Raw genomic sequence first — 24,037 nt, forward strand, 5'->3', positions numbered from 1 at the left:
GTTGTGGGGTTAGGGGGATACGATGAAAATTTTTCGAGAGTTATGGTGGTTTTTCAAACAGGAAAAAAAGTCTTACATAACGGGGATAGCGTTGCTCATTATTGTGGCAGCATTAGAACTTCTCCCGCCTAAAATTATTGGTTTAACGGTAGATGGCATTAAAGAAGGGACGCTGAATGGAAAGCGCTTAATGCAGATGGTTGGAATTTTGCTAGGAGCTGCTGTTGTGGCCTATTTCACAAGATACATATGGCGTATTATGATATTTGGTTCATCTGTTAAACTAGCCAAGCAGCTGAGAAATACCCTCTACACTCATTTTACCAAGATGAATCAGGCCTTTTATCAACGGCGGCGAATTGGGGATTTGATGGCCCATGCAACAAACGATATTCAAGCTATTCAACAAACTGCAGGTTCGGGCGTTTTGACACTCGTGGATTCCATTGTCACAGGAGGGCTTGTTCTATGCACAATGGCCCTCACAATCAGCTGGAAATTAACGCTTATTTGCCTTATTCCTATGCCGCTTATGGCCGTTTTAACGAGTTACTATGGTACATTGCTTCATGCGCGGTTTCATCACGCACAAGCAGCATTTTCTACTTTAAATGATAAGGTTCAAGAAAGCATTAGCGGAATTAAAGTCATTAAGACGTTTGGGGAAGAAGCAGCTGATGTCGAAGAATTTCGCATCAAGTCTGCAGATGTTGTGCAAAAGAACATGAAAGTAGCCCGAGTAGATGCATTGTTTGATCCGACCATTTCGATTATTGTAGCACTTTCTTTTTTACTTGCTCTTATTTTTGGCAGCAAGATGGTTATTAGTGAAGAGTTGACACTGGGGCAGCTTGTTACCTTTACAACTTATTTGGGCCTTCTTATTTGGCCGATGCTCGCGTTTGGCTGGCTATTTAACATTGTGGAACGAGGAAGAGCATCATATGACAGGGTATTTTCTTTATTAAAAGAAGAAAATTCGATTGAAGAAGCAGCGCATCCCAGTGTTGAAATGCCAACAGGAAATATTGAAGCTGTTATTCAGAGGTTTTCGTATGGTAAAGAAAACGGATATACGTTAAACGAAATTTATTTTACACTTTCTCGCGGTCAAACGTTAGGTATTGTCGGAAAGACGGGAGCTGGGAAAACCACGCTTTTAAAGCTGCTGCTTCGTGAATTTGATGTAAGCGACGGAGCTGTTTTATGGGGAGGAAAAGACATTAAAGACTATGCTTTTGATTCATTGTACCAAAGCATTGGGTATGTTCCTCAAGATCACTTTTTGTTTTCAACAACAGTTGCTGATAATATCGCGTTTGGAAAAAAAGAAGCAAGCAATCAAGAAGTTAAAGAAGCGGCTAAAGTTGCCAATGTACATAGAGACATCCTCGATTTTACGGATGGCTATCAAACAATAGTAGGTGAAAAAGGCGTTTCGTTATCGGGTGGACAAAAACAGCGTATCTCGATTGCAAGAGCTCTTCTATTAGATCCTGAGCTTTTAATTTTAGACGACTCGCTATCAGCGGTAGATGGAAAAACGGAAGCGGGTATTTTACAAGCGCTGAAGCAGAAACGTCAAAATCGAACAACGATTATTACAGCGCATCGGCTGAGCTCGGTTACTCATGCAGACCTGATTCTTGTACTTGATAAAGGGAAAATTATTCAGCGAGGAACTCATGAGGAACTGCTTAGCGTGAGCGGCTGGTACCAGGATATGTACGATAGACAGCAGCTTGAACGTGCGGTAGAAGAAGGAGAGACGAAAAATGAAAATTGAGCATTCTTCGGTACATAAACGTCTGTTTCGCTATACAATTCCGCATAAAAAATCATTTTTTTTAGCGTTCACATTATTATTAATTGCTACGGCTGCGGATTTATTAGGGCCCATTTTGATTAAAATTTTCATTGACGATTATTTAACTCCTAAGTATTTGCCTCTTCAGCCTCTTGTGTGGCTTGCAAGCAGTTATTTGCTTTTACAGCTTTTAAAAATTTTCGTTCAATACTTTCAGCTTCTGCAGTTCCAAAAAATTGCGCTTCAAATTATTCAGCAGATTCGAATTGACGTTTTTTCTCATGTTCATCGCCTGGCTCTTCGCTTTTTTGACAACACGCCAACAGGAAGCCTGGTATCTCGAATTACAAATGACACGGAAGCCATGAAAGAAATGTTTGTGGAAGTCATCGCGGTTTTTATTCAAAATGGGGTATTTTTGGTCGGTATTTTTATAGCCATGTTTATGCTAGATGTGAAGCTGGCTTTTTATTGTTTAGTTCTTCTCCCGTTCATTTGGGGACTTATGAAGCTTTATCAGCATTACAGCGCTATTTACTACGGACAGCTTCGAGAAAAGCTAAGCCAGTTAAATGCCAAGCTTCATGAGTCTTTGCAAGGCATGTCTATTATTCAGTTATTTCGTCAAGAAAAGCGGCTGCGCTCGGAATTTGAAGAAATCAATGATGAGCATTACAAAGCGGGGATGCGCAATATTAAGTTAGATGGTTTGCTGCTAAGACCGGCAGTCGAAATTCTTTACATGTTAGCCGTTATTCTTGTGCTCAGTTATTTTGGTGTTTCCGTAGCTGACAGTCCTGTTAAAATTGGTGTTCTTTACGCGTTTATCAACTACTTGGATCGTTTTTTTGAGCCTGTTAATGAAATGATGCAGCGTCTCTCTATGTATCAGCAAGCGATGGTATCAGCCTCTCGGGTGTTTAACTTGATGGATGAAAAAGAAAAAAATCCAGTCATGACAGGAGAACAAAAGCAGGGGGTACAAAAAGGAACGGTAGAATTCAGAAACGTAACGTTTTCCTATGACGGTGTTCGAGATGTACTTTCTGATATATCGTTTACGGTAAACGAAGGAGAAACAGTGGCTTTAGTAGGCCATACGGGAAGCGGAAAAAGCTCCATCATTAATTTATTAATGCGTTTTTATGAGCAGCAAAAAGGAGACATTTTGATCGATAATAAACCGCTATCGTCTTTTTCAAATAAACAGCTTCGAGATGAGGTAGGGCTAGTGCTTCAAGATGCCTTTTTATTTGCAGATACGGTAAAACGAAATATTACGCTGCACGAAGACCATTTTTCTGATGAACAAGTAAAAGCAGCGGCGGAATTTGTGCAAGCTCATGCATTTATCGAAGCCCTTCCTAATAAGTATAATGAAGTGCTAGTCGAAAGAGGTTCCACTTTATCAAGCGGCCAGCGTCAGCTCTTAGCATTTGCAAGAACGGTCATCCGGAATCCTAAAATCCTTATTCTTGATGAAGCAACAGCACACATTGATACAGAAACAGAAGAAGCGATTCAAGAAGTGTTAAGAGATATGGGAAAAGGCCGTACAACAATTGCGATTGCCCATCGTTTATCCACTATTCAACACGCCGACTGTATTTTAGTACTGCATAAAGGAAAAATCGTCGAAAAAGGCACACATACTGAACTGCTAAACAAAGGCGGTTTGTACTATAATATGTATCAGCTTCAGCACAGTGAAAAAGAAGAGAATTTCAGCAAAGAAACAGGAGTAAAAGAGATTTATACAGAATTGATAGAGTGAAGGTAAAAACAGAAACAACCTTCATGAAGAGGTTGTTTCTGTTGTTTGAGCAGGGAATTCATTGTAAACGTTTAATAAATGATCTAATTCTTGACTATGTTTAATAGCAGGTGGAGAGTTTAATCCACTTACTCGGACTATGCGGATGAGTTCTTCTCGTTTCTTTTCAATCGCTAATAGAATATCTTTTTTGGCCAATGCTATGTATCCCTTCTAACAAGTCGTTTACCTAATTATACAAGATAATGGTACTATTTGAAAGAAGTGAGATAAGACAATTTGGTTACAAAATGGTAACGAAAAAGAACAAAAAAGGGAAGTGGGAAATGTGGGAGATTTAAATTTGTTTTTGGCATTCGGCGCGGGGTTTTTATCGTTTATTTCACCCTGCTGTTTGCCTTTGTACCCAGCTTTTTTATCGTACATAACGGGAGTGTCAGTTAGCGAGCTAAAGGAAGGCGCTAAGTCACATCAGCGCAAAGCTTTTATTCACACAGCATTTTTTCTATTGGGGTTTTCTGTTATTTTCATTATGATTGGCTTTGCTACTTCTTTTATTGGTCAGTGGTTTTTTAACTATAAGGATTTAATTCGACAGATTGGCGCTATTCTTATTATTTTCTTTGGTCTAGTTGTACTAGGAATTTTTAAGCCTCGAATTCTTATGCAGGAACACAAGCTTAAATTCGCAAATAAGCCGGCTGGACTCTTAGGTTCTTCTTTTATTGGTATGGCTTTTGCTGCGGGCTGGACTCCGTGTACGGGCCCTATTTTAGTATCGGTTATGGCCCTTGCAGCGACAAACCCAGGCTCCGGTCTTTTGTATATGATAGCTTATTCACTTGGGTTTTCTATTCCATTTTTTATTATGACGTTTTTTATCGGGAAAATGAACTGGTTAAAAAAACATATGAATTCCATGATGAAAGTTGGCGGATATGCAATGATTGGTATGGGATTTATTTTGTATTTTGACTGGATGACAAAAATTATTATTTATACAACGAGCGTATTTGGAGGGTTTACGGGCTTTTAAAAAGGGAAAATGATAAAAAAAGAATCTGATAATTGGCAGATTCTTTTTATTTTTCAAAAGATAAAATAGTTACTTTTGCTCTTAGGAAATATACAAGAATATGATGTAAAAAATATATAGAAAAAATTTATTTTTACTATATCTTCTATAAATACGGAGTGATACAATGAAATCGTCATATTTTTAATTGTTAAAAAGAGGTGTATAAATTGAAAGATATTTTGTTAATCTTGCTTTTGCAACTGATCTATGTACCGATCTTGACGCTGCGCACAATTTTTTTAGTCAAAGGTATGAGTATGTATGCCTCGGTTTTTGGATTTGTTGAAGCGTTAATTTATGTATTCGGCTTATCTCTTGTATTTTCAGGAGATCAAAGCACGCTTGCTATGGTTGTATATGCAGTTGGGTTTGGAGTGGGAATTATTCTTGGAAGTTATATCGAATCTAGACTTGCTATCGGATATACAACATTCTTAGTTAACCTTATGACCAAAAATGAAGAGTTGATTAACCGCCTTCGACAAGAAGGTTTTGGTGTTACTGTTTATCAAGGAGAAGGAAGAGACAGTGCACGCTATAGATTAGACATTTTAACAAAAAGAAGTAGAGAAGAAGAGCTATTAGCATTCATTGAAGAATATGAGCCTCGTGCTTTCATTATTTCATACGAGCCGCGTAAATTTAAAGGCGGGTTCTTACTAAAAGCAATGAAAAAGCAAAAACAAAAGCAAAAAGCAAAAGCAGATATCACCTCTACTAAATAAAAACAGAAGAGATCCTCTTCTGTTTTTTTGTTGCACTTTTACTTCTGATGTTTTTTGGATTATAATATAAGTAAACACTAAACTATAGTAAAGGAAGGATTTCATTGGTTATTGCTTCAACACTTGTCGCAATTTTTATGGCTTCTTTCATATTAGTTGTTCGAATGAAAGCTGCTGATAAACCAACGAATGCAAAAAAAATTATACTCCCGCCTTTTTTTATGAGTACGGGAGCGTTAATGTTTATCTTTCCAATGTTTCGAGTAACGGGTGCAGAACTGCTTGAGGCGTTAATAGCAGGCATGATTTTCTCAATCCTGTTAATTAAAACGTCTAAATTTGAAATTCGTGACGATCATATTTACTTGAAGCGTTCAAAAGCTTTTGCATTCATTATTATTGGTTTGCTTATTATTCGAATTGCAATGAAAATATATTTAAGTTCTTCAATTGATGTTGGCCAGCTTGGCGGTATGTTCTGGATTTTAGCATTTGGTATGATTGTACCGTGGCGCATTGCTATGTACACATCGTACAAAAAGCTCGAACGAAAGCTGCATAATGATCGTCTTGCTAATACAACGATATTAAACTAAAAAAGGTGGCTGCGCAGCCACCTTTTTTAGTTTAAAATAAATGCTGATAAGGGACGGCATCTATTTTTTGCTTTTTTAATGTTTTTAATAAAAATTTATGATCACGTTTAGGCGTAGCTAAAATGTATCCGCGTACGATTAAGTCTTCCGTTATAGAGGCTGCTTGTTCCTCAATTGCGAGTTCCCCAATTTTTCCCGCGATTTTTTGTTTGGCTACATCGCGAAATAGTTCAGGTACTGGTTCAACAAGAACGTTTAATAGCTGCTTTTGATCCGCTGACCAAAGGTGGACGGTTTTGGAAAGATAGTGATCTTGCCAATCAAGCTCAGACATGCCGTCTTCTTTTGGTAAGCGCTTTAAAAATTTCCTGAACATAAAAAATCCGCCGATAGCAAACATGCTCATTAAAAAGACCACCCAAAATAAAATAACCCATAAAAACCAGCCCTCTAGCATATTTTTCACTCCTTTATAAAGAGGTCAATCCTAACATTACTATATTTATACATTTATTATAAAAGCCTTGTTCCTTTTATGGCAATATAAAATTCCTGTACTTTATGCGAGAGGAAAGTCTTTTTTGACTCATCAATAAGTTTATATAGACTTATTGATGAGTCAAATATCGTTAGAATTATCTAAAAATGCTTATTTTTCAGCTTTTTAAAAGTTGGCACGTTTTTTGCATATAAACTAATTGAAGAATTATTTAATATGAGAGGAAGATAAAAAATGAGTCAAACTTTTAGCAAAGTAGCAACAAATTTACCGGGAGAAAATGCAAAGCAATTATTAGATAGAAGACACCGTGCCATTCCGAAAGGTGTAAGTTATGGCATTCCGACATTTGCTGATACGGCTGAAGGGGCGATCGTTAAAGATGTCGATGGCAATACGTTTATTGATTTCGTAGGCGCAATTGGCACAATCAATGTAGGACACAGTCATCCAAAAGTAAAAGAAGCGCTTCACAAACAAGTAGACCGTTTTATTCACACGGGATTTAACGTAATGATGTATGAGTCATACGTAGAGCTTGCAGAAAGATTAGCAGCAATTGCACCGGGTGAATTTGACAAGAAAGTATTACTTTTAAATAGCGGAGCAGAAGCTGTAGAAAACGCAGTGAAAATTGCTCGTAAATATACAAAGCGCCAAGGAATTATTTCCTTTAACCGCGGTTTCCATGGTCGTACATTAATGACAATGACAATGACAAGTAAAGTAAAACCATATAAATATGAATTTGGACCGTTTGCTCCTGAAGTATACAAAGCTCCATATCCTTATGAGTATCGCCGTCCACAAGGGTTATCAGTTGAAGCATACGAAGATTTTATGATTACAGAATTCAAAAACTTCTTAAATACAGAAGTAGCACCGGAAACGATTGCAGCTGTTGTAATGGAGCCGATTCAAGGTGAAGGTGGTTTCATTGTTCCAGGTAAACGTTTTGTGCAAGAAGTGTATCAATTATGTAAAGAGCACGGAATTTTATTTGTATCAGATGAAATTCAAGCAGGATTTGCACGTACAGGCCGCTACTTCGGTATTGAACATTTTGACGTTGAGCCTGATTTAATTACGGTATCAAAATCACTAGGAGCTGGCGTACCAATCAGCGGTGTCATTGGCCGTGCTGAAATCATGGATGAATCTAATCCTGGTGAGCTTGGCGGAACTTATTGCGGAAGTCCTCTTGGATGTGAAGCAGCTTTAGCTGTACTTGATATCATTGAAGAAGAAAAGCTAAATGAACGCGGTGAGTACCTTGGAAAAGTGGTAACATCACGATTTGAACAACTAGCAGAAAAATATGACTGTATCGGTGATATTCGCGGATTAGGAGCGATGTCTGCGATTGAGCTTGTGAAAGACCGTGAAACAAAAGAAGCAGACAAAGAGCTTACACAGCGCATCGTGAAAGAAGCAAACAACCGTGGATTATTACTGCTTAGCGCAGGAGTATTTGGAAACGTTCTTCGTATCTTAATGCCGATTGTTATTACAGATGAGCAGCTGGAAGAAGGCTTAGCTATTTTTGAAGCAGCACTAGAAGCAAGCGTACAGCAAACGGTTGAAGTGTAAGTGGAATTGAGGCATGAGTGAAGAGAGAACTCTTCACTCATTCTTCATGAATCACAAAGAATGGGTATGTTTGGACACTCTATTTATAGATTTTTCATTTTCTGATAAAATAAAATAATAATTATTTTTTGACGAAAAGGTGATTCAAATGACCATTCATAAAAAGCATATTCAGCAAATTAACGACGAACTTTACGATATATTTGAGTCATCATTTGATGAAATCTTCGTAACTGATGCAAATGGATATGTGTTAGTTGTAAATTCAGAGTGTGAAAAAAACTATGCTTTGAAAGTGGAAGATTTTATTGGAAAGCACGTAAAAGAACTGCAGGAAATGGGTATTTTTTATCCTTCGGCCACGCTAAAAGTGATTGAATCTAATCAAGCAATTGAATTGGTTCAAAAAACAAACTCCGGCCGGTATCTTCACGTGCGGACAAGGCCGGTATTTACAAACGACGGGCATTTAAAAAGCGTTATTAGCTATTCTCGGGATCTCACAGACTTAATGGAATTAAAACGAAAAGTAGAAGAGATGGAAGAACAGCTTGAAAACTATAAAAAAGAGTTAAACGAAGCCGTGGATTTAGAAGGCATCGTGACAAAAAGTGAAGCGATGAAAAAAGTTTTTTCAACCATTCAACGAGTTGCTTCTGTAAATACAACCGTTCTTTTACTTGGAGAAACAGGGGTAGGAAAAAGCAGAGTGGCAAAACTGCTTCACCAGCTTAGTACAAGAAAACAGCAGCCGTATCATGAGCTGAATTGTGCAGCGCTTCCTGAACAGCTTATTGAATCAGAGCTATTTGGCTATGAAGGCGGTACGTTCACTGGAGCATTTCGAGAAGGGAAAAAAGGGATCATTGAGCTTTCAAACGAAGGCACGCTTTTTCTAGATGAGATTGGTGAACTTTCTCTTTCAGCACAAAGTAAGTTGCTCCACGTGCTGCAAGACCGTACAATTCGTCCCGTGGGCTCAACAAGAGCAGTATCAATAGACGTACGAATTATTGCTGCTACGAATCAAAATCTAGAACAAATGGTGGAAGAAGGAAAGTTTAGACGTGATTTGTACTATCGACTTAATGTAGTGCCGATTACCATTCCTCCTTTACGAGAGCGAAAAGAAGATATTCTGCCGCTTGTCTATCAGTTTCTTCACCATTTTAATACGGTATACGAACGTAATGTACGTTTATCACCAAAGGCGTTAGATGCGTTTTTAGGACAAGAATGGAAAGGAAACGTTCGTGAAGTGGAAAATATCATTGAGCGTCTGGTTGTTACAGGGGAAGAAATGATTACGCTTAAAGATTTGCCTTTTGCAAAAGAGTTTGCTATCGATCCACCTGTGCATACGCTTCCTGAAATGATTGAACATGTGGAAAAAGAGATGGTCATAAAGGCGTTTGAACAGCATAGGTCGTCTTACAAAGTAGCAGAACAGCTTGGTATTAGCCAATCGCAAGCCAGTCGTAAAATTCGAAAGTACGTTTCGGACAGCACAGAATATTGAGTAGATAAATTTAAGCAGGGAGTGAAGAAATATGAAGCAAGCAAACTTATATATTAACGGAGAATTTGTTTCAGCAAATGATACATATGAAGTGGTAAATCCAGCAACAAATGAAGTAGTGGCTGCTGTTGCAAAAGGTGGAGAAAAAGAAGCGAAGCTAGCAGCAGATGCTGCCTATGAAGCGTTTCAAACATGGTCTAAAAAAACAGCAGAAGAGCGCGGTAAATTATTATTTAAATGGCATCAGCTGATCGAAGAACACACGGATGAACTTGCTGAAATAATGACAGTTGAGCAAGGTAAGCCTCTTAAAGAAGCAAAAGGTGAAATTGGCTATGCCAACGGATTTGTTTCATGGTACGCAGAAGAAGGCAAGCGCATTTACGGAGAAACAATTCCAGCTTCTTCTCCTAATAAACGATTATTTGCTCATAAGCAGCCTGTGGGAGTCATGGCAGCTATTACGCCTTGGAACTTCCCGGCAGCTATGATTACGCGTAAAGTAGCGCCAGCTTTAGCAGCTGGATGTACAGCGGTTATTAAACCCGCAGAACAAACGCCACTAACGGCTCTTCGACTAGCAGAGCTTGCACAAGAAGCGGGTATTCCAAAAGGCGTAATTAATGTAGTTACGGGAGATGCAAAAGCGATTGGAGAAGCGTGGCTTCAAGATGGACGTGTACGTAAACTATCGTTTACGGGCTCTACAGAAGTAGGTAAACTGTTAATGCGCGGAGCAGCTGATACGGTTAAAAAAGTGTCTTTAGAGTTAGGCGGACACGCTCCGTTTATCGTAACAGCAAATGCTGATTTAGATAAAGCAGTAACAAATGCAATTGCTTCTAAATTCCGCAACGCTGGTCAAACATGCGTATGTACAAACCGCATCTACGTGCACGAATCTGTTGCTAAACCGTTCGCAGAGCAGTTTGCAGCGGCTGTTAGTCAGCTGAAAGTCGGAAACGGCTTAGAAGAAGGTACGGATATCGGACCTTTAATCGATGAAAAAGCGTTAGCAAAAGTAAAGCGCCACTTAGATGATGTTGTAGCAAAAGGCGGAAACGTCTTAACTGGAGGGGCTGTACGCGAAGAGGGAAGCGGACTGTTTGTTGAACCTACGGTTGTAGATGGCGCAACGGACGATATGCTTTGTATGTACGAGGAAACATTCGGGCCAATTGCTCCAATTGCGACGTATCAAACAGAAGAAGAAGTTATTCGCCGTGCAAATAACTCGCCTTACGGATTAGCAGCCTATGTGTTCACTGAAAATATTTCAGAAGCTATTCGTATTGCTGAAGCTTTAGAATATGGTATTGTAGGGCTAAATGATGGACTACCTTCTACACCACAAGCGCCGTTTGGCGGCTTTAAAGAAAGTGGACTTGGACGTGAAGGCGGACATTACGGAATTGAAGAATATTTAGAAGTAAAATATATTTCTTTAGGCTTTTAACAAAAAGTGATTTCGCTTTCCTGCGAAATCACTTTTTTAGTAATAGTACACGTGGGGAATTTGTGCATGTATGGATTGGAAATTCATAAATAAAAAACAAAATTCTTCTAGAGTACAGCATTCGAGATCTTCGCAATCGTGAGAGTTAAAAAAATCTTCAAGTATAGCTGCCTCCACGTCTTTAAATAACCAGTGATGTTCAACATCCTCGAAATTGCCGTGATAAACCTCACTTAACCCATAGAAGTCGAATATATCTTCCAGCTGCTTCTGTTGCATAGCCATCCCTCCTCTTCCTAGTATAAGAAAAAGAAAGAGATATTAAACAAGCCGTCATACTACTTTGTTTTTTTTATAAAATCTCGTATAGTTAATAGTAATGACAAGCAAAGGAGTTTCGGTATGTTTACATATATCACGTTATTTGGTTTTCTTGGATTCGCTGTGTATTCGAGTACGTGGATTTATTCTATCGTCAAAAAAGATGGAAGAGCAAAGAAAAATGGAAAGGGTACTCTTATTAGTTTTCTTGTGATGCTTATCGGGTTAGTCGGTCTGCAGCTTACGTAATCATAGATTATTTTGACATTTTTACCACCTTCACTTATAGTTAACGTTGGGCGAACGTATGTGTGATTTTGATCACAGTGCTTGCCTTAAGTTGAAAAAGAAAGAAGGTGGCATATTTGAGATATCACACACATATTGCAACATCGATTGCTGCCGGTGCCGGCGTGGCTATAACAGGAGACGCTTCGTTTACATTTCCTTATGTTGTAGGCATCGCGATTGGAGCACTGCTTCCTGATATTGATGAACCAAATTCATATATTGGTAGAAGATCTCTTGGTCTCGCAAAAATAATTAAATCTATTTTTGGACACCGAGGTATTACGCATTCTATTCTTGCAAGCGGACTTATTTTTTATTTACATACGATGTATGACAACGACTTTACATTAGGAATAGCCTATGGATACGCTTTTCATATTCTTGGAGATTTCTTTTCTAAACGAGGGGTACCTTTTTTCTCACCTCTTAGCAAGAAGAAGTTTAAGCCTCCTTTAACATATGAAACAGGCAGCGGAGCAGAGACTCTTATCTTTTACCTGGCAGTGATAGGAAGTTTCTATATGCTTTATAAGTATCAGCTGTACAGCCAGCTGTTTTAAAGGAAAAAGAGGCTGGGATAAAAGTATGTTAGCCAAGATAAATGACGAACTATTGATCAAAATATTTGATTGGTGGTTCGTTTTTTATTGGAATGGTGAACGTAGGTCTTATCTGTTTAGTTGCTTCTAGCAGTTGATTGGAGGGCAAGGCGAAGACTCCTGCGGGAAAAGCGGCCTAGATGAGACCCCGCAGGAGTCTAGCGACGAGGGGGCTTGTCTAGGCCCCGCGGAAAGCGAAACCTTGTACGGATATCAGCAGCGGTGTAAAAGGCCATTTATACTAGAGCATTTATCTAATTCGTTCGTCTTTAAATGGAAGTGATTTAGTTATGTCTCAGCCTCTCTTTTAGGCTTCCACTACGTAAAGTTCAGTCGTTTTCATAGGAAGGGTAATGGTAATACTTGTGCCATCATTTTTTTCACTGGATACATGAAAAAAACCATTATGTTCGTTAATAATTTTGTTGCAAATTGTTAGTCCCAGACCTATTCCTCGTTCTTTTGTTGTATAAAAAGGCTCTCCTATATGAGGAATACGCTTTGAATCAATTCCACATCCATTGTCTTTTATCACAATGCACAGCGTTTCTCTAGCTGATTTTTCAATCGATACCGCCAGCTTGCCGCCGCTTTCCATCGAATCAATGGCATTTTGTATAATATGAATAAATACTTGGGTTAGCTGTGTTTTTTGCCCACTAACGAGCAGAGGATGTTCTTTTGGATAATGACGGAAGATGTGGATGTTTTTAACTACAGTAGCCGGTTCAAATTGCTTTAATACCTCATCTAACAAGTCGGTAATAACAAGGTTGTCTGTATATACGTATTCTTGTTTAGCTAAACTCATAAACTCTGTGATGATATGTTCAATTTGTGAAAGTTCATGCTGAATGAGATCTCGATAAATCATTGTTTTCTTCGGCTGCTGTGTCTCACTGAACAGTTGTATAAATCCTTTAATGGTTGTCAAAGGATTTCTAACCTCGTGTGCGATACTTGCAGCAAGGTGACCAATGACAGAAAGTTTTTCTGAATTTCGGATCTTTTTCTCTGCTTGTCTTTTTTCTGTTACGTCTCGTGAGACAAATACGAACCCTTCGATTTCTCCAGTGGATGTGATAATTGGAGCGCCTTTACATTCTAATAAAACGATGGTGCCGTTCACATGAAACTTTCGGTATTCAAATGTAGAGGCGTCTTTTGTTTTGCTCATGTTAGCTAAAATAGTCGAGATTATGTGTTTGTCTTCGGGATACGCATTGATAAGCACATGTTGTCCAATAAGTTCATCAGGATAAACGCCTAACGTTTTAGCGTAAGAAGGAGAAGCGTATTCATAAATGCCATCTTCAGTAAGAGCACATACTAAATCATGGGTATGAGATAAAATAGCTTGATGCTTTGGTTCATTATTATCCGTAATGATTCGATCTTTTAATGGATAAAAAAGCTGATCTTCTTGATTGATGAAGGTGTGCCGAACTTGAGTACCGCACATTCTGCAAAAATTATAATCTTCCTTATAGTTACAAGAAGGACAAACGGGCATCGAATCACTCCAATCAGATCTATGCAATGAGAGAGTTCCCCAGCATATATAATCATTATTATATATTCAAATTATAGGAAAAAATATGAAAAATCAAATGTGCTATAGAGAGGAGAATTGGGCTTGAAAACCCTATAAAAAGATTTCAAATACATGTTTTTAGTTGCAAATAGATAAGAAAGGGAATTTTTTACACGTTTAAAAAATTCAGCATATCAAATAAGAGGTAAATCACCCCTCTTATTTGATATGCTGATAATGCTCTAGAGCTCGCTCTCTAGCTGCTTTATGATCGACAATTGGAGCCGGGTATGTTTTATTAAGTGTAACGTTTGCTTTTTCTAATACGTCTGCTGGGGCCTCCCAAGGTTTATGAATATAAGAAGATGGAATATCTTTAAGTTCTGGAAGCCACTTTTTAATATATTCTCCTTCTTTATCAAATTTTTCTGATTGAGTAATTGGATTAAAAATACGAAAATATGGCGCGGCGTCTGCACCCGAGCCTGCAACCCACTGCCAGCCCATTGTGTTATTAGCTAAATCTGCGTCTACTAAGGTATCAAAAAACCAATTTGCTCCGTGTTTCCAATGAATTAAAAGGTGCTTTACTAAAAAGGAAGCAGCTACCATTCGAACTCGATTGTGCATAAAACCTGTTTCCCACAGCTCCCGCATTCCGGCATCGACAAGGGGATAGCCGGTTTTTCCATTTTTCCAAGCTTGAAGCTCTTCATTGCCGTCAGCCCACTGAAATTGCTTGAATTTTTCATTAAGCGGTTCAGTTGTAGTGTGCGGGAAATGATAAAGCAGCTGATAAGCAAAATCTCTCCATATAAGTTGACGAATAAACATTTCAGCTTGCTGTTCAAAAGCATCAGAACCTACTTTTTCAGCTTTAGTTCTCAAATAATGATAAAGAACTCGAGCCGAGAGCTGTCCTGTAGCCAAATAAGGAGATAGAAATGAATTTAATGCTTCAGAAGGAAAATCTCGTCCTTTTTCATAATGAAGCAGCTTATTCTTTGAAAACGTTTTGAGCACATTAATAGCGCCTTTTTCCGTAGCTTCCCACGTCGACTTAATCGTTTCATCCCACGGTATGCTTGGAAGTAAATCAAGATCTGAGACTGAAAGAGATTCAACCGGTTTAGAGAAGGCCTGTATGGAAGTAACTTTTTTTACAGCAGAAGATACTGAATGTTTTTGAGAAGCTTTATAGTAAGCTGTAAACACTTTATAAGGATCTCCATTTTCTTTTGTGATTTTCCAAGGTTCATGAAGGAGAAACCCCTCAAATGTGCGAATATTTATTTGTTGCTTTGAAAAAAAAGCTTGAAGCTCTTTATCTCTTTTTAACGCATGTGGTTCATAGCGTCTATTCCAATAAATATCTTGTGCATTCGTTTCATGGAGTAATTTTTGCAACACATCTTTAGGGTTTCCTTTTTGTACAATCAGCGTTCCTTTTATTTTTTCGATTGAGGTTTTAAAGTCATTCAGCGCATGGTGAAGCCACCATTTACTTGCACTTCCCATTGAGCTTTCTTCATAGTCGTCATGGATATAAACAGGTACAACCATTCCTTCTTTAGCTGCGTGAAATAGAGCTGGGTTATCAACCAGCCGAAAATCTTTTCGAATCCATACGATAATGGTTTTATTCATCATGTGCCACCTTTCTATCTGCATTTTGCCTCGATTATAGCTTTTTTCTTATACGTTCTACAATTTTGAATGTGTAGAAGGCCTATTTTCTTATGGACGAATTTCAGATTGATGGTAAAAAGAATAACGTAAACAGAGTAAGAGAATGGGAAGGAGCCCTTAAAAATGAGAAATTCGTATGGAATGAAACAAACCGGACAACCGATATCCAATCCATATATGCAAGCAGCACCTAAACCTGCTAAAATGCCGCCTATGCCTTCTGCAAAAGAAATGCAGGCAATGCCGATTCAAGAAGGCGCAAATCAAATGCCAATCCACGGAGAAATGCCGCAGATGAAAGATTCAATGTCGTCGATGCATGGAGGAATGAATCAAATGCCAATGCAAGGCGGAATGCCGCCGATGCAAAAAGAAATGAATCAAATGCCAATGTACGGAGAGCTACCGCCAATGCATGAAGGAATGGGTCAAATGCCGATGCAAGACGGAATGCCGATGCACGGAGGAATGGGTCAAATGCCGATGCAAGGAGGGATGCCGCCAATGCACGGAGGAATGTGCCAAATGCCGATGCAAGGTGGAATGCCGCCAATGCAAGGAATGGGTCAAATGCCGATGCAAGGTGGAATGGCGCCGATGCAAGGAATGGGTCAAATGCCGATGCAAGGTGGAATGCCGCCAATGCACGGAGGAATGGGTCAAATGCCGATGCAAGGTGGAATGGCGCCAATGCACGGAGGAATGGGTCAAATGCCGATGCAAGGTGGAATGCCGCCAATGCACGGAGGAATGGGCCAAATGCCGATGCACGATTGCGGATGCCGCGATTTCTCAGCACCCGTTGGGCATCAGCAGCCTCATTCTTTAAATGATTGGATGTTCATGCAACAAACAAATCCACGTTCTTTTTAATAAACCCTTTACCCTAGATAAAAGGGATGTATTTTTGAATCTTTAGTATAAATATAGAATTTTATTAATTGAAACGTCATGAGAAAAAGAATAGTTCTTACTCTTTTTCCATGACATTCAATTTTTTGAAAATATTAATCACATCTTTTGGGTGTTTTCTTACATAAGAGAGTTTGGTAGAGTTTTTTAAGTATAAATACAGGGAAAAGAAGGCAAAAGCTCTATATTAAAGGGGAAAGGGTGTTTTTAGAATGATATTAGAAGTCACAGCTGCAACCTTACATGATGCTAAAGTTGCCCAGGAACATGGTGCCGATCGTATAAGCCTTGTAACTGGAATCGGTGAAGGCGGCTTAACCCCAAGCTACGGTTTGATGAAAAAAGTGAAAGAAACGATACATATCCCAATATTTGTGATGATTCGTCCACATAATCAATCTTTTCAATATGATGAAGACGATTTGCAAACAATGATTGAAGATATTAAATATGCAAGAGAAATTGGCATTGATGGAATTGAAATAGGCTGTTTAACAGAAGACAAAATTATTGATGAGCAAGCTTTAAAGCGACTGCTCGATGCGGCAGGAGAAATGAATGTAACGTTCCACTTAGCATTTGATGAAATCAGTGATCAAGAAAAGGCGCTTGAAACGCTTTTAAGCTATAAGCAAATTCAGCGTGTCATGACTTCGGGAGCGGATAAAAGTGCGCTAAACGGTATTCCTCATATTAAAAAACTGTTAAGAAGAATGAAAGATAAAGATATTATTTTAATCGGGACAAAAGGGCTGAAACCTGAAAATCTTCAAGCGTTCTTATCCGTTACTCCCGTGAAAGAAATTCGTATTGGTTCAGGGGTTCGAGTGAATTGTCAATATACGAAACCGCTTGACCCAAGGAGTGTAAAAGCTGCAAAAGAAACGATGAATAAACAAAAGTAACAGAAGTGCTACAAGAAATTGTAGCACTTTTTTATTTGGAAATAGAAAGGGACTTATTACATAGTTTTCCCAAAATGGAAAACATCATAAAACCCTGTGAATCCTTGATACATAAGAGAAATGCTGTGTTTTTTCGACTTTAGAGTGAAATAGGAATAATTTCATATTTTCAGAATAATCATTGACAGTGATAATCATTATCATTTATTGTTGTAATTGTTAATGAAAATCATTATCAATTGAATAAACAGGAGGATATGATATGTCAACGTCAACGAAACAACTTACATCAAACGAAATGCTGCTTGCTATGCAAAATGAACGTGAATCCAATGCAAGGTCTTATCCTAGACGCCTTCCTATTGCAATTAAACAAGCAAAAGGCGCCGTAATCACGGATATGGATGGAAAAGAATATATTGATTGTTTAGCAGGAGCCGGCACGCTTGCTCTGGGTCATAACCATTACGTAGTCCATGAAGCAATACAAGACGTTTTAGCAAAATCTATTCCTTTACATACATTAGATTTAACAACGCCTGTGAAAGAAGCTTTTATCGATGAAGTATTTGCTAGTTTGCCAGAACAATTTGCAAACAAAGCGAAAATACAGTTTTGCGGTCCAACTGGAGGAGACGCAATTGAAGCGGCTTTGAAGCTTGTAAAAACAGCAACAGGTAACCGAACGATTTTATCTTTTCAAGGGGGATATCACGGCTCCACGCACGGAACGTTAAGCATCAGCGGTACAACGAGTCCCAAAAAGCATATTCATGCGCTAGTGCCCGATACCCATTTTCTACCTTATCCATATGAATATCGCTGCCCGTTTGGCGTAGGTGCTGAAGGTCACACGTACATTAGTACGTACATTGAAAATATGCTGGATGACCCTGAAAGCGGAATTGTTACTCCGGCGGGTGTTGTAGTAGAAATTGTACAAGGAGAAGGAGGCTCTGTTCCGGCGCCGATTCCATGGTTAAAAGAGCTTCGCAGAATCACAAAAGAACGAAACATTCCGCTTATTGTCGATGAAGTTCAAACTGGAATTGGACGAACAGGAAAGCTGTATGCATTTGAGCACGCTGATATTCAACCGGATGTATTAGTGCTATCTAAAGCAATTGGAGGCAGCCTTCCTTTATCAGTCGTTCTATATGATAAAAAGCTGGATCAATGGGAAGCGGGTGCACATATCGGCACCTTTAGAGGAAATCAGCTTGCGATGGCTACAGGACAAGCCACTCTGCAATTTATAAAACAAGAAAACTTACCTGCACATGCTCATGAATTAGGAGCTTATATTCAGAGTCAGCTAAAGCATATTCAAAAGCAAGTATTCTCAATTGGTGATGTACGCGGAAGAGGTTTGATGCTGGGCATTGAAATCATAGACGCAACAAAGCCGGCTAATAAAATCGGCAGTCATCCTGCAAACGGTGAGTTAGCTAAGCTGATCCAAAAAGAATGTTTCGACAGAGGCGTCATTTTAGAAGTGGGTGGAAGACATGGTGCTGTTATTCGTCTGCTTCCTCCATTAATTTTAACGAAACAACAAACCGATGAAGTGTTAACAAGATTTGAAGAAGCGATAAAAGCAGCAGAAGAGAAGTGGGTGAATAAATAAAATGGCGCCGTTTGAAAAGTGGTTTTTATCATCATCCAAAGAAAGCCTCGAGAATTATGAAGCGATGATAGGCGGAATGACTGAGATGATTAAACGTCACTACCAGGAACTAAAATCCCCTTATACTCACATAGACGTTGACGAACTATCGAACTTAGTCAATCGTTCGGTCTATTTTAGCGAACACGAACAGCTGCTAGAAGATCTGTTTGATGACGTACAAGCCGTAGTGCTGGATCATTCGCTTCATATTTCGCATCCCGGGGCAATGGCGCACTTGCATTGTCCTCCGATTATACCGGCCCTTGCTGCGGAAGTGATGATTTCTGCTTTGAATCAATCTATGGACTCGTGGGATCAAAGTCCGGCAGCTACGTATATAGAAGATCAAGTGATTGATGAGTTAACACAACAAATTGGTTATCCAAGCTCTTCTTCCGGCGTTTTTACAAGCGGAGGGACTCAGTCGAATTATATGGGCCTTCTGCTTGCTCGTAATGAATATTGTCATGCTGCATTTTCCATTGATGTTAGTGAAGAAGGTTTACCGCTCCAAGCTAAAAAACTGCGGATTTTCTGCTCCGAAAAAGCCCACTTTACGGTGCAGCAATCTGCAGCTCAGCTTGGACTGGGCATGAATGCAGTGGTGAGTGTAAAGTGCAATGAAAGGCACGAGATGGATATAGAAAATTTAGAAGAAGCAATACGGGAAGTCAAAGCCCAGGGAAACCTTCCTTTTGCTGTTGTAGCAACGGCAGGCACGACGGATTTTGGAAGCGTAGATCCTCTTTTTGAAATGAGTAAGCTAGCTAAAAAAGAAGGGCTTTGGCTTCATGCTGACGCCGCTTATGGAGGAGCGCTGCTATTTTCACATAAATATCGTGAACGCTTAAAAGCTCTTGAACGGGCAGATTCTATTACGATGGATTTTCATAAGTGGTTTTATCAGCCGGTAAGCTGCGGCGCATTTCTAGTGAAGAATTCAGCTATGTTCAAACACATTCAGCTTCATGCAGATTATTTAAATCCTGAAGAAGATGAGCATGTACATTTGGTAGATCGCAGTATTCAAACGACCAAACGATTTGACGCCTTGAAGCTATGGCTGACTTTCCGTGCAGTAGGTACAAATGAGTATGGGAAAATGGTTGATCATACGATTGAAACGGCTAAGCAGACAGCTGAACATTTACGAAAGCAAAGGAATATTACGGTGTTAAATGATCCTTATATGAACGCGGTTGTATTTCGCTATGTGCCAGATACTTTATATAGTGATTGTCAAAAACAGCAGCATTATGAAAATAAGTTAAATCAGCGTATTCAGCAGCATTTATATGAAAAAGGCACTTTTATCATGGCAAAAACAAAGCATAAAGAGCAAGCTTATTTAAAGCTAACGATGTTAAATCCTATGATTACAGTTGATTCTGTTGCCACTCAGTTAGAGGAAGTCGTGGCTTTAGGAAAAGAGTTGGAGAAAAAGGAGGAGCGATTACGTGAACGCTCAGTTATCGGCTAATTTTATTACAATGCAAAATATTATTAATTGCTATATTCGAGAAACAGGTAAGGGAGTATGGCAGTCCATTTCAGAAATGAAAAGCGAAGAAACGCTCGTTCTTAGGCTAGAAAAACAGCCGGTAACTCTTTACTTTCCAGTAAAGTACCGTTCAGCTACCGGACGTCACTTGTTCTTTCCGATCTTTTATTATCGCATTCAGAAAGAGGAGCTCAAGGAGTTAGATGTCGTCACTCTTTTAGCCTTTCTTTTAAAAGAAGTAACAGATCATTTACTACAGGTGAATGAGCTAATTGTACGTGTGCTATTAAGCTACGAAAATATGAAATTGTTCATTGGAAAAAGACAGAAAGAGTTAGAAACGTGCTATAAATGGGACAAAACGTTCTTAGAATCTGAGCAGTCATTGCTTATTGGCCACCAGCTGCATCCGACACCTAAAAGCCGTCAAGGGATATTACCTGAAGAAGAAAAGGTGTTTGGGCCTGAAGTGAACGGCAAATTTCATCTTCATTATTTTAGAGCACATAAATCGCTTGTTACAGAACAGTCCGCCGAGAGTCAAACCGCTTCACAGCTTATTAAAGAGCAGCTGAAAAAAGATAAGAAGGTTTCTGAAGAATTCATACAGGTGTATTGCCAAGCGGACGATTATTCACTTATACCTATGCATCCGCTGCAAGCTCGTTATCTTTTAGGAAAAGAAGAAGTGTGTGAATGGATTCAAAAAGGCCGGCTTGCTTATCTAGGGCCACACGGTCAGCCGTTTTATCCGACTTCGTCTGTTCGAACCGTATACAGTGAAGATGCAGATGTGATGTACAAATTTTCTATTCCGGTGAAGATTACGAATTCACTGAGAGTGAATAAACGCAAAGAATTAAGCAGAGGTGTAGAAGTAAGCCGTTTATTGCAAGAAGGATTACAGGCGGAGCTTCAAGAAAATCATCCGGCTTTTCAAGTGATTGAAGATCCTGCTTACATCACGCTTGGAAAAAAGGAGCTTGGGTTTGAAGTCATGATTCGAAGCAACCCTTTTCAAGGCGAGCAAGGGAACCGTACAACACTCCTAGCAAGTTTGTGTCAAGATCATGTATTCGGGAAAGCTTCTCAAATTGAAAATATTATTAATCATATTGTTTCAAGTGAAAATAGCACGAATGAAGACATAAGCAAGCACTGGTTTAAACGCTATTTAGATGTCTCTTTTCATCCTATGATGTGGCTTTACACTCAAAAAGGAATTGCGCTGGAAGCTCATCAGCAAAATTCCGTTATTAAACTTGATGAAAACGGATATCCATCGATGTTTTACTACCGTGACAACCAAGGCTATTACTTTATGAAATCAAAGGAACAAGAGCTTCGCAAGCTGCTTCCTTCCTTAAACGGAGAAAGCGATACGGTATGTGATGATGCTGTAGCAGAAGAAAGATTTCGTTATTACGTATTTTTTAATCATATTTTAGGATTAGTTAATGCTTTTGGTGCAGCTGGCCTCGTTCAAGAGTCAGATCTGCTATTGATTCTGCGACAAGAAATAGAGAGGTACAAAGAAAAAGATCATACGGGGCTTGTTTCATCGATGTTAGAAGAGAAAGTGCTTCCTTGCAAAGCCAATTTCTTAACGCGCGTTCATGATATGGATGAGCTGGTAGGCTCTCTTGAAACGCAGTCTGTTTATGTAAATGTTGAAAATCCTCTGTACGAATCTGCAGGTGTACGGGTATGAAATCAGCATTACAAACGCAGTATCCATTTATGATGCAGCAAAAGGAGCAGAGCATCACCTTTCGCTCTGTTTCTTTTGCAAAAGATTTCGAACGGCTGTACAAGTGGATGCATGAACCGCATGTTATTCCGTATTGGAATTTAAATATTTCAAAACAGGCGTATGAGCAGCATTTAAAAACATTTCTCGCTGATTCCCATCAAAAACTGCTAATTGGAGAAATTGACGGTGTACCTATGAGCTATTGGGAATCTTATACGGTCGACGGCGATATTATCAGTAACTATTACCCTTATGAAAAAGGAGATCAAGGGATTCATTTATTAATTGGAGAACCTGCTTTTTTAGGAAAAGGCTATATTTATCCGCTCCTTCTTAGTTTACTAAAGCACAAGTTCGAGGTAGCAGATACTGCTAAAGTAATAGCGGAACCAGATATACGAAATGAAAAGATGATTGCAGTATTTAAAAAATGCGGGTTTCAATTTATGAAAGAAGTGTCGCTGCCTGATAAAACAGGCGTACTGCTGAAATGTGAAAGAACAGTATTTGAAAGAAGGTGGAGCGAATGGAACAACGGAACATTTTAGACGTAATTGGAGTAGGAGTTGGTCCATTTAATTTAGGATTAGCAGCTTTAATTGATAAAACAGATTGTACATATAAATGTTTTGAACAAAAAAAGGAGTTTAATTGGCATCCAGGAATGCTTTTAGAAGGGACAACTCTTCAAGTTCCGTTTATGGCAGACGTGGTCACGATGGTGGATCCGAAGAGTCCATACACGTTCTTAAATTATTTGCATGAGCATGAGCGCTTGTATCAGTTTTATTTCTTTGAGAAGTTTCATATCCCAAGAAACGAATACAATCATTATTGCCGCTGGGTAGCAAGCCAGCTGAGCGGGCTTGAATTTAACAGCACAGTAAAAGAAGTGAAAATGCATGAAGATGCTAAACCTTACTACGAAGTAATAGTTGAAAAAGAAGGGAGACTTCATACCTTTTACAGCTATCATCTTGTAACCGGAGTAGGTACACAGCCCGTAGTGCCAAGAGACTTTCAATCAGTAGCCAGCGATACGTTCTATCACTCCGCTCAGTACAAAATGAATCGTGAACAAACGCTGAAGGCTAAAAGTATTACCGTAATTGGCTCTGGTCAAAGCGCAGCTGAAATTGTCTATGATTTACTTCAACAGCAGCCTCAGTTTGACTATAAGCTGAATTGGTATACGCGCTCAAAGGGATTTTATCCGATGGAATATTCAAAGCTTGGCCTTGAACATTTTTCGCCTGATTATACCCGCTATTTTTACAGATTGCCCCAAGAGAAAAAAGAGAGCGTTTTACGAAATCAAGCTCTTTTATACAAAGGAATAAGCTTTGAAACGATCGGTGATATTTATGATTTGATTTACGAACGAACAATTGGAGGAAAAGAAGTGCCGCTAATGATGCGCGCGCTTACGGAACTTGCAGGCGTTGAAAAGACAAACGATACACATCTTCTTACTCTTCACCAATACGAGCAGGCCTCGTTTGAAAAAGAAGAAAGTGAAATTGTCATTATGGCCACGGGCTATCATGCAAAAGAGCCTTCTTTTATGGAAGGTTTAAAAGAACATTTGCTGTTTGATGAAAAAGGACAGCTGAAAATTAATGAACTCTATCAAGTTGAGATGAAGAAAAAAGGCGCCCCGCTATTTGTTCAAAACGGAGAACTTCATACACACGGGGTTGGAGCACCAGACTTAGGTTTAGGGGCTTATCGCAATGCTGTCTTGATTAATCAAATTGCAGGTAAAAACGTGTATAAAATATATAAAAATACTGTTTTCCAAAAGTTTGGGTTTTAAGAG

The 24,037-nt window shown here is 39.0% G+C and carries 23 protein-coding genes; 18 read left to right on the plus strand and 5 right to left on the minus strand.

Annotated features, from left to right (window positions below; genetic code table 11):
* Positions 1-22: 22 nt before the first annotated feature.
* A complete protein-coding gene (locus tag ACFX4R_RS00275; protein WP_377568276.1) occupies positions 23-1,786 on the plus strand; it encodes an ABC transporter transmembrane domain-containing protein in 1,764 nt (587 codons plus the stop codon).
* Positions 1,776-3,581, plus strand: coding sequence for an ABC transporter ATP-binding protein (locus ACFX4R_RS00280; RefSeq protein ID WP_322552385.1), 1,806 nt, complete (start codon positions 1,776-1,778; stop codon positions 3,579-3,581). The genes ACFX4R_RS00275 and ACFX4R_RS00280 overlap by 11 nt, the downstream gene beginning before the upstream one ends.
* Positions 3,582-3,602: 21 nt before the next feature.
* On the opposite strand, the gene ACFX4R_RS00285 is transcribed toward ACFX4R_RS00280, so the two are convergent.
* The gene (locus ACFX4R_RS00285; RefSeq protein ID WP_013084718.1) at positions 3,603-3,779 is read right to left on the minus strand and encodes an aspartyl-phosphate phosphatase Spo0E family protein; all 177 of its coding nucleotides are present in this window, start codon (positions 3,777-3,779) and stop codon (positions 3,603-3,605) included.
* Between the two features lie 130 nt (positions 3,780-3,909).
* Between ACFX4R_RS00285 and ACFX4R_RS00290 the strand changes: the two genes are divergently transcribed.
* The 3 genes from ACFX4R_RS00290 to ACFX4R_RS00300 all read left to right on the plus strand — a co-directional run bounded on the left by ACFX4R_RS00290 (position 3,910) and on the right by ACFX4R_RS00300 (position 5,980).
* Positions 3,910-4,617, plus strand: a complete 708-nt coding sequence (locus ACFX4R_RS00290; RefSeq protein WP_034649306.1) for a cytochrome c biogenesis CcdA family protein — start codon at positions 3,910-3,912, stop codon at positions 4,615-4,617.
* A 209-nt stretch (positions 4,618-4,826) separates the two neighbouring features.
* Positions 4,827-5,384: a DUF2179 domain-containing protein gene (locus ACFX4R_RS00295; protein ID WP_013058767.1), complete on the plus strand. Its 558-nt coding sequence runs from the start codon at positions 4,827-4,829 to the stop codon at positions 5,382-5,384.
* Between the two features lie 104 nt (positions 5,385-5,488).
* Positions 5,489-5,980, plus strand: a complete 492-nt coding sequence (locus tag ACFX4R_RS00300) for a CcdC family protein (RefSeq protein ID WP_013058766.1) — start codon at positions 5,489-5,491, stop codon at positions 5,978-5,980.
* A 31-nt stretch (positions 5,981-6,011) separates the two neighbouring features.
* Here ACFX4R_RS00300 and ACFX4R_RS00305 read toward each other — a convergent pair whose 3' ends face one another.
* Positions 6,012-6,437, minus strand: a complete 426-nt coding sequence (locus ACFX4R_RS00305) for a DUF2621 domain-containing protein (protein WP_013058765.1) — start codon at positions 6,435-6,437, stop codon at positions 6,012-6,014.
* Between the two features lie 276 nt (positions 6,438-6,713).
* Here ACFX4R_RS00305 and gabT point away from each other — a divergent pair, with 276 nt between their 5' ends.
* The 3 genes from gabT to ACFX4R_RS00320 all read left to right on the plus strand — a co-directional run bounded on the left by gabT (position 6,714) and on the right by ACFX4R_RS00320 (position 11,044).
* Positions 6,714-8,069, plus strand: coding sequence for a 4-aminobutyrate--2-oxoglutarate transaminase (gabT, locus tag ACFX4R_RS00310; RefSeq protein WP_377568280.1), 1,356 nt, complete (start codon positions 6,714-6,716; stop codon positions 8,067-8,069).
* A 148-nt stretch (positions 8,070-8,217) separates the two neighbouring features.
* A complete protein-coding gene (locus ACFX4R_RS00315) occupies positions 8,218-9,588 on the plus strand; it encodes a sigma-54 interaction domain-containing protein (protein ID WP_034649314.1) in 1,371 nt (456 codons plus the stop codon).
* 31 nt (positions 9,589-9,619) lie between these two features.
* Positions 9,620-11,044, plus strand: a complete 1,425-nt coding sequence (locus tag ACFX4R_RS00320; protein ID WP_043976581.1) for an NAD-dependent succinate-semialdehyde dehydrogenase — start codon at positions 9,620-9,622, stop codon at positions 11,042-11,044.
* A gap of 36 nt (positions 11,045-11,080) precedes the next feature.
* Here the strand turns inward: ACFX4R_RS00320 and ACFX4R_RS00325 are convergent, their stop codons facing one another.
* Positions 11,081-11,323 carry a hypothetical protein gene (locus ACFX4R_RS00325; protein WP_043976583.1) on the minus strand — a complete coding sequence of 81 codons (243 nt, stop codon included), beginning with the start codon at positions 11,321-11,323 and terminating at the stop codon, positions 11,081-11,083.
* Positions 11,324-11,446: 123 nt separating this feature from the next.
* Between ACFX4R_RS00325 and ACFX4R_RS00330 the strand changes: the two genes are divergently transcribed.
* From ACFX4R_RS00330 to ACFX4R_RS00340, 3 genes are all read left to right on the plus strand, one after another.
* The gene (locus tag ACFX4R_RS00330; RefSeq protein WP_014458527.1) at positions 11,447-11,614 is read left to right on the plus strand and encodes a hypothetical protein; all 168 of its coding nucleotides are present in this window, start codon (positions 11,447-11,449) and stop codon (positions 11,612-11,614) included.
* Between the two features lie 107 nt (positions 11,615-11,721).
* Positions 11,722-12,216 (plus strand): metal-dependent hydrolase, encoded by a 495-nt coding sequence (locus ACFX4R_RS00335; RefSeq protein ID WP_230183202.1) that lies wholly within the window; start codon positions 11,722-11,724, stop codon positions 12,214-12,216.
* 133 nt (positions 12,217-12,349) lie between these two features.
* Positions 12,350-12,538 carry a hypothetical protein gene (locus ACFX4R_RS00340; protein ID WP_237074175.1) on the plus strand — a complete coding sequence of 63 codons (189 nt, stop codon included), beginning with the start codon at positions 12,350-12,352 and terminating at the stop codon, positions 12,536-12,538.
* Positions 12,539-12,562: 24 nt separating this feature from the next.
* On the opposite strand, the gene ACFX4R_RS00345 is transcribed toward ACFX4R_RS00340, so the two are convergent.
* Both ACFX4R_RS00345 and ACFX4R_RS00350 read right to left on the minus strand, forming a co-directional pair.
* Positions 12,563-13,795, minus strand: coding sequence for an ATP-binding protein (locus ACFX4R_RS00345; RefSeq protein WP_377568285.1), 1,233 nt, complete (start codon positions 13,793-13,795; stop codon positions 12,563-12,565).
* A gap of 213 nt (positions 13,796-14,008) precedes the next feature.
* Positions 14,009-15,436: a cryptochrome/photolyase family protein gene (locus ACFX4R_RS00350; RefSeq protein WP_080781560.1), complete on the minus strand. Its 1,428-nt coding sequence runs from the start codon at positions 15,434-15,436 to the stop codon at positions 14,009-14,011.
* Between the two features lie 165 nt (positions 15,437-15,601).
* Here ACFX4R_RS00350 and ACFX4R_RS00355 point away from each other — a divergent pair, with 165 nt between their 5' ends.
* The 7 genes from ACFX4R_RS00355 (at position 15,602) to ACFX4R_RS00385 (ending at position 24,034) form a co-directional block, all read left to right on the plus strand.
* Complete coding sequence (locus ACFX4R_RS00355) at positions 15,602-16,351, plus strand: hypothetical protein (protein WP_377568288.1); 750 nt, start codon at positions 15,602-15,604, stop codon at positions 16,349-16,351.
* Between the two features lie 251 nt (positions 16,352-16,602).
* Complete coding sequence (locus ACFX4R_RS00360) at positions 16,603-17,295, plus strand: copper homeostasis protein CutC (protein ID WP_043976593.1); 693 nt, start codon at positions 16,603-16,605, stop codon at positions 17,293-17,295.
* Between the two features lie 262 nt (positions 17,296-17,557).
* Entirely contained in the window at positions 17,558-18,922 is a 1,365-nt protein-coding gene (locus ACFX4R_RS00365) for an aspartate aminotransferase family protein (protein ID WP_016765332.1), read from the plus strand.
* A 1-nt stretch (position 18,923) separates the two neighbouring features.
* On the plus strand, positions 18,924-20,444 hold the full coding sequence (locus ACFX4R_RS00370) for a pyridoxal phosphate-dependent decarboxylase family protein (RefSeq protein ID WP_043976596.1): 1,521 nt from the start codon (positions 18,924-18,926) through the stop codon (positions 20,442-20,444).
* Entirely contained in the window at positions 20,422-22,176 is a 1,755-nt protein-coding gene (locus ACFX4R_RS00375) for an IucA/IucC family protein (RefSeq protein WP_052500273.1), read from the plus strand. The genes ACFX4R_RS00370 and ACFX4R_RS00375 overlap by 23 nt, the downstream gene beginning before the upstream one ends.
* Positions 22,173-22,766: a GNAT family N-acetyltransferase gene (locus ACFX4R_RS00380; protein WP_043976599.1), complete on the plus strand. Its 594-nt coding sequence runs from the start codon at positions 22,173-22,175 to the stop codon at positions 22,764-22,766. Before ACFX4R_RS00375 ends, ACFX4R_RS00380 begins: the two co-directional genes overlap by 4 nt.
* Entirely contained in the window at positions 22,745-24,034 is a 1,290-nt protein-coding gene (locus tag ACFX4R_RS00385) for a lysine N(6)-hydroxylase/L-ornithine N(5)-oxygenase family protein (RefSeq protein WP_377568292.1), read from the plus strand. Before ACFX4R_RS00380 ends, ACFX4R_RS00385 begins: the two co-directional genes overlap by 22 nt.
* Positions 24,035-24,037 lie beyond the last annotated feature (3 nt).

Origin of the sequence: Priestia sp. YIM B13490 (assembly GCF_042787735.1) — a bacterium.
Classification (GTDB): Bacteria; Bacillota; Bacilli; order Bacillales; family Bacillaceae_H; genus Priestia; species Priestia megaterium.

Coding starts and splice junctions, on each gene's coding strand:
- ACFX4R_RS00380 (WP_043976599.1), top strand. CDS start 22,173: ATGAAATCAGCATTACAAACGCAGTATCCATTTATGATGCAGCAAAAG.
- ACFX4R_RS00355 (WP_377568288.1), top strand. CDS start 15,602: ATGAGAAATTCGTATGGAATGAAACAAACCGGACAACCGATATCCAAT.
- ACFX4R_RS00350 (WP_080781560.1), bottom strand. CDS start 15,436: ATGAATAAAACCATTATCGTATGGATTCGAAAAGATTTTCGGCTGGTT.
- ACFX4R_RS00370 (WP_043976596.1), top strand. CDS start 18,924: ATGGCGCCGTTTGAAAAGTGGTTTTTATCATCATCCAAAGAAAGCCTC.
- ACFX4R_RS00385 (WP_377568292.1), top strand. CDS start 22,745: ATGGAACAACGGAACATTTTAGACGTAATTGGAGTAGGAGTTGGTCCA.
- gabT (WP_377568280.1), top strand. CDS start 6,714: ATGAGTCAAACTTTTAGCAAAGTAGCAACAAATTTACCGGGAGAAAAT.
- ACFX4R_RS00330 (WP_014458527.1), top strand. CDS start 11,447: ATGTTTACATATATCACGTTATTTGGTTTTCTTGGATTCGCTGTGTAT.
- ACFX4R_RS00320 (WP_043976581.1), top strand. CDS start 9,620: ATGAAGCAAGCAAACTTATATATTAACGGAGAATTTGTTTCAGCAAAT.
- ACFX4R_RS00325 (WP_043976583.1), bottom strand. CDS start 11,323: ATGCAACAGAAGCAGCTGGAAGATATATTCGACTTCTATGGGTTAAGT.
- ACFX4R_RS00360 (WP_043976593.1), top strand. CDS start 16,603: ATGATATTAGAAGTCACAGCTGCAACCTTACATGATGCTAAAGTTGCC.
- ACFX4R_RS00275 (WP_377568276.1), top strand. CDS start 23: ATGAAAATTTTTCGAGAGTTATGGTGGTTTTTCAAACAGGAAAAAAAG.
- ACFX4R_RS00315 (WP_034649314.1), top strand. CDS start 8,218: ATGACCATTCATAAAAAGCATATTCAGCAAATTAACGACGAACTTTAC.
- ACFX4R_RS00280 (WP_322552385.1), top strand. CDS start 1,776: ATGAAAATTGAGCATTCTTCGGTACATAAACGTCTGTTTCGCTATACA.
- ACFX4R_RS00365 (WP_016765332.1), top strand. CDS start 17,558: ATGTCAACGTCAACGAAACAACTTACATCAAACGAAATGCTGCTTGCT.
- ACFX4R_RS00305 (WP_013058765.1), bottom strand. CDS start 6,437: ATGCTAGAGGGCTGGTTTTTATGGGTTATTTTATTTTGGGTGGTCTTT.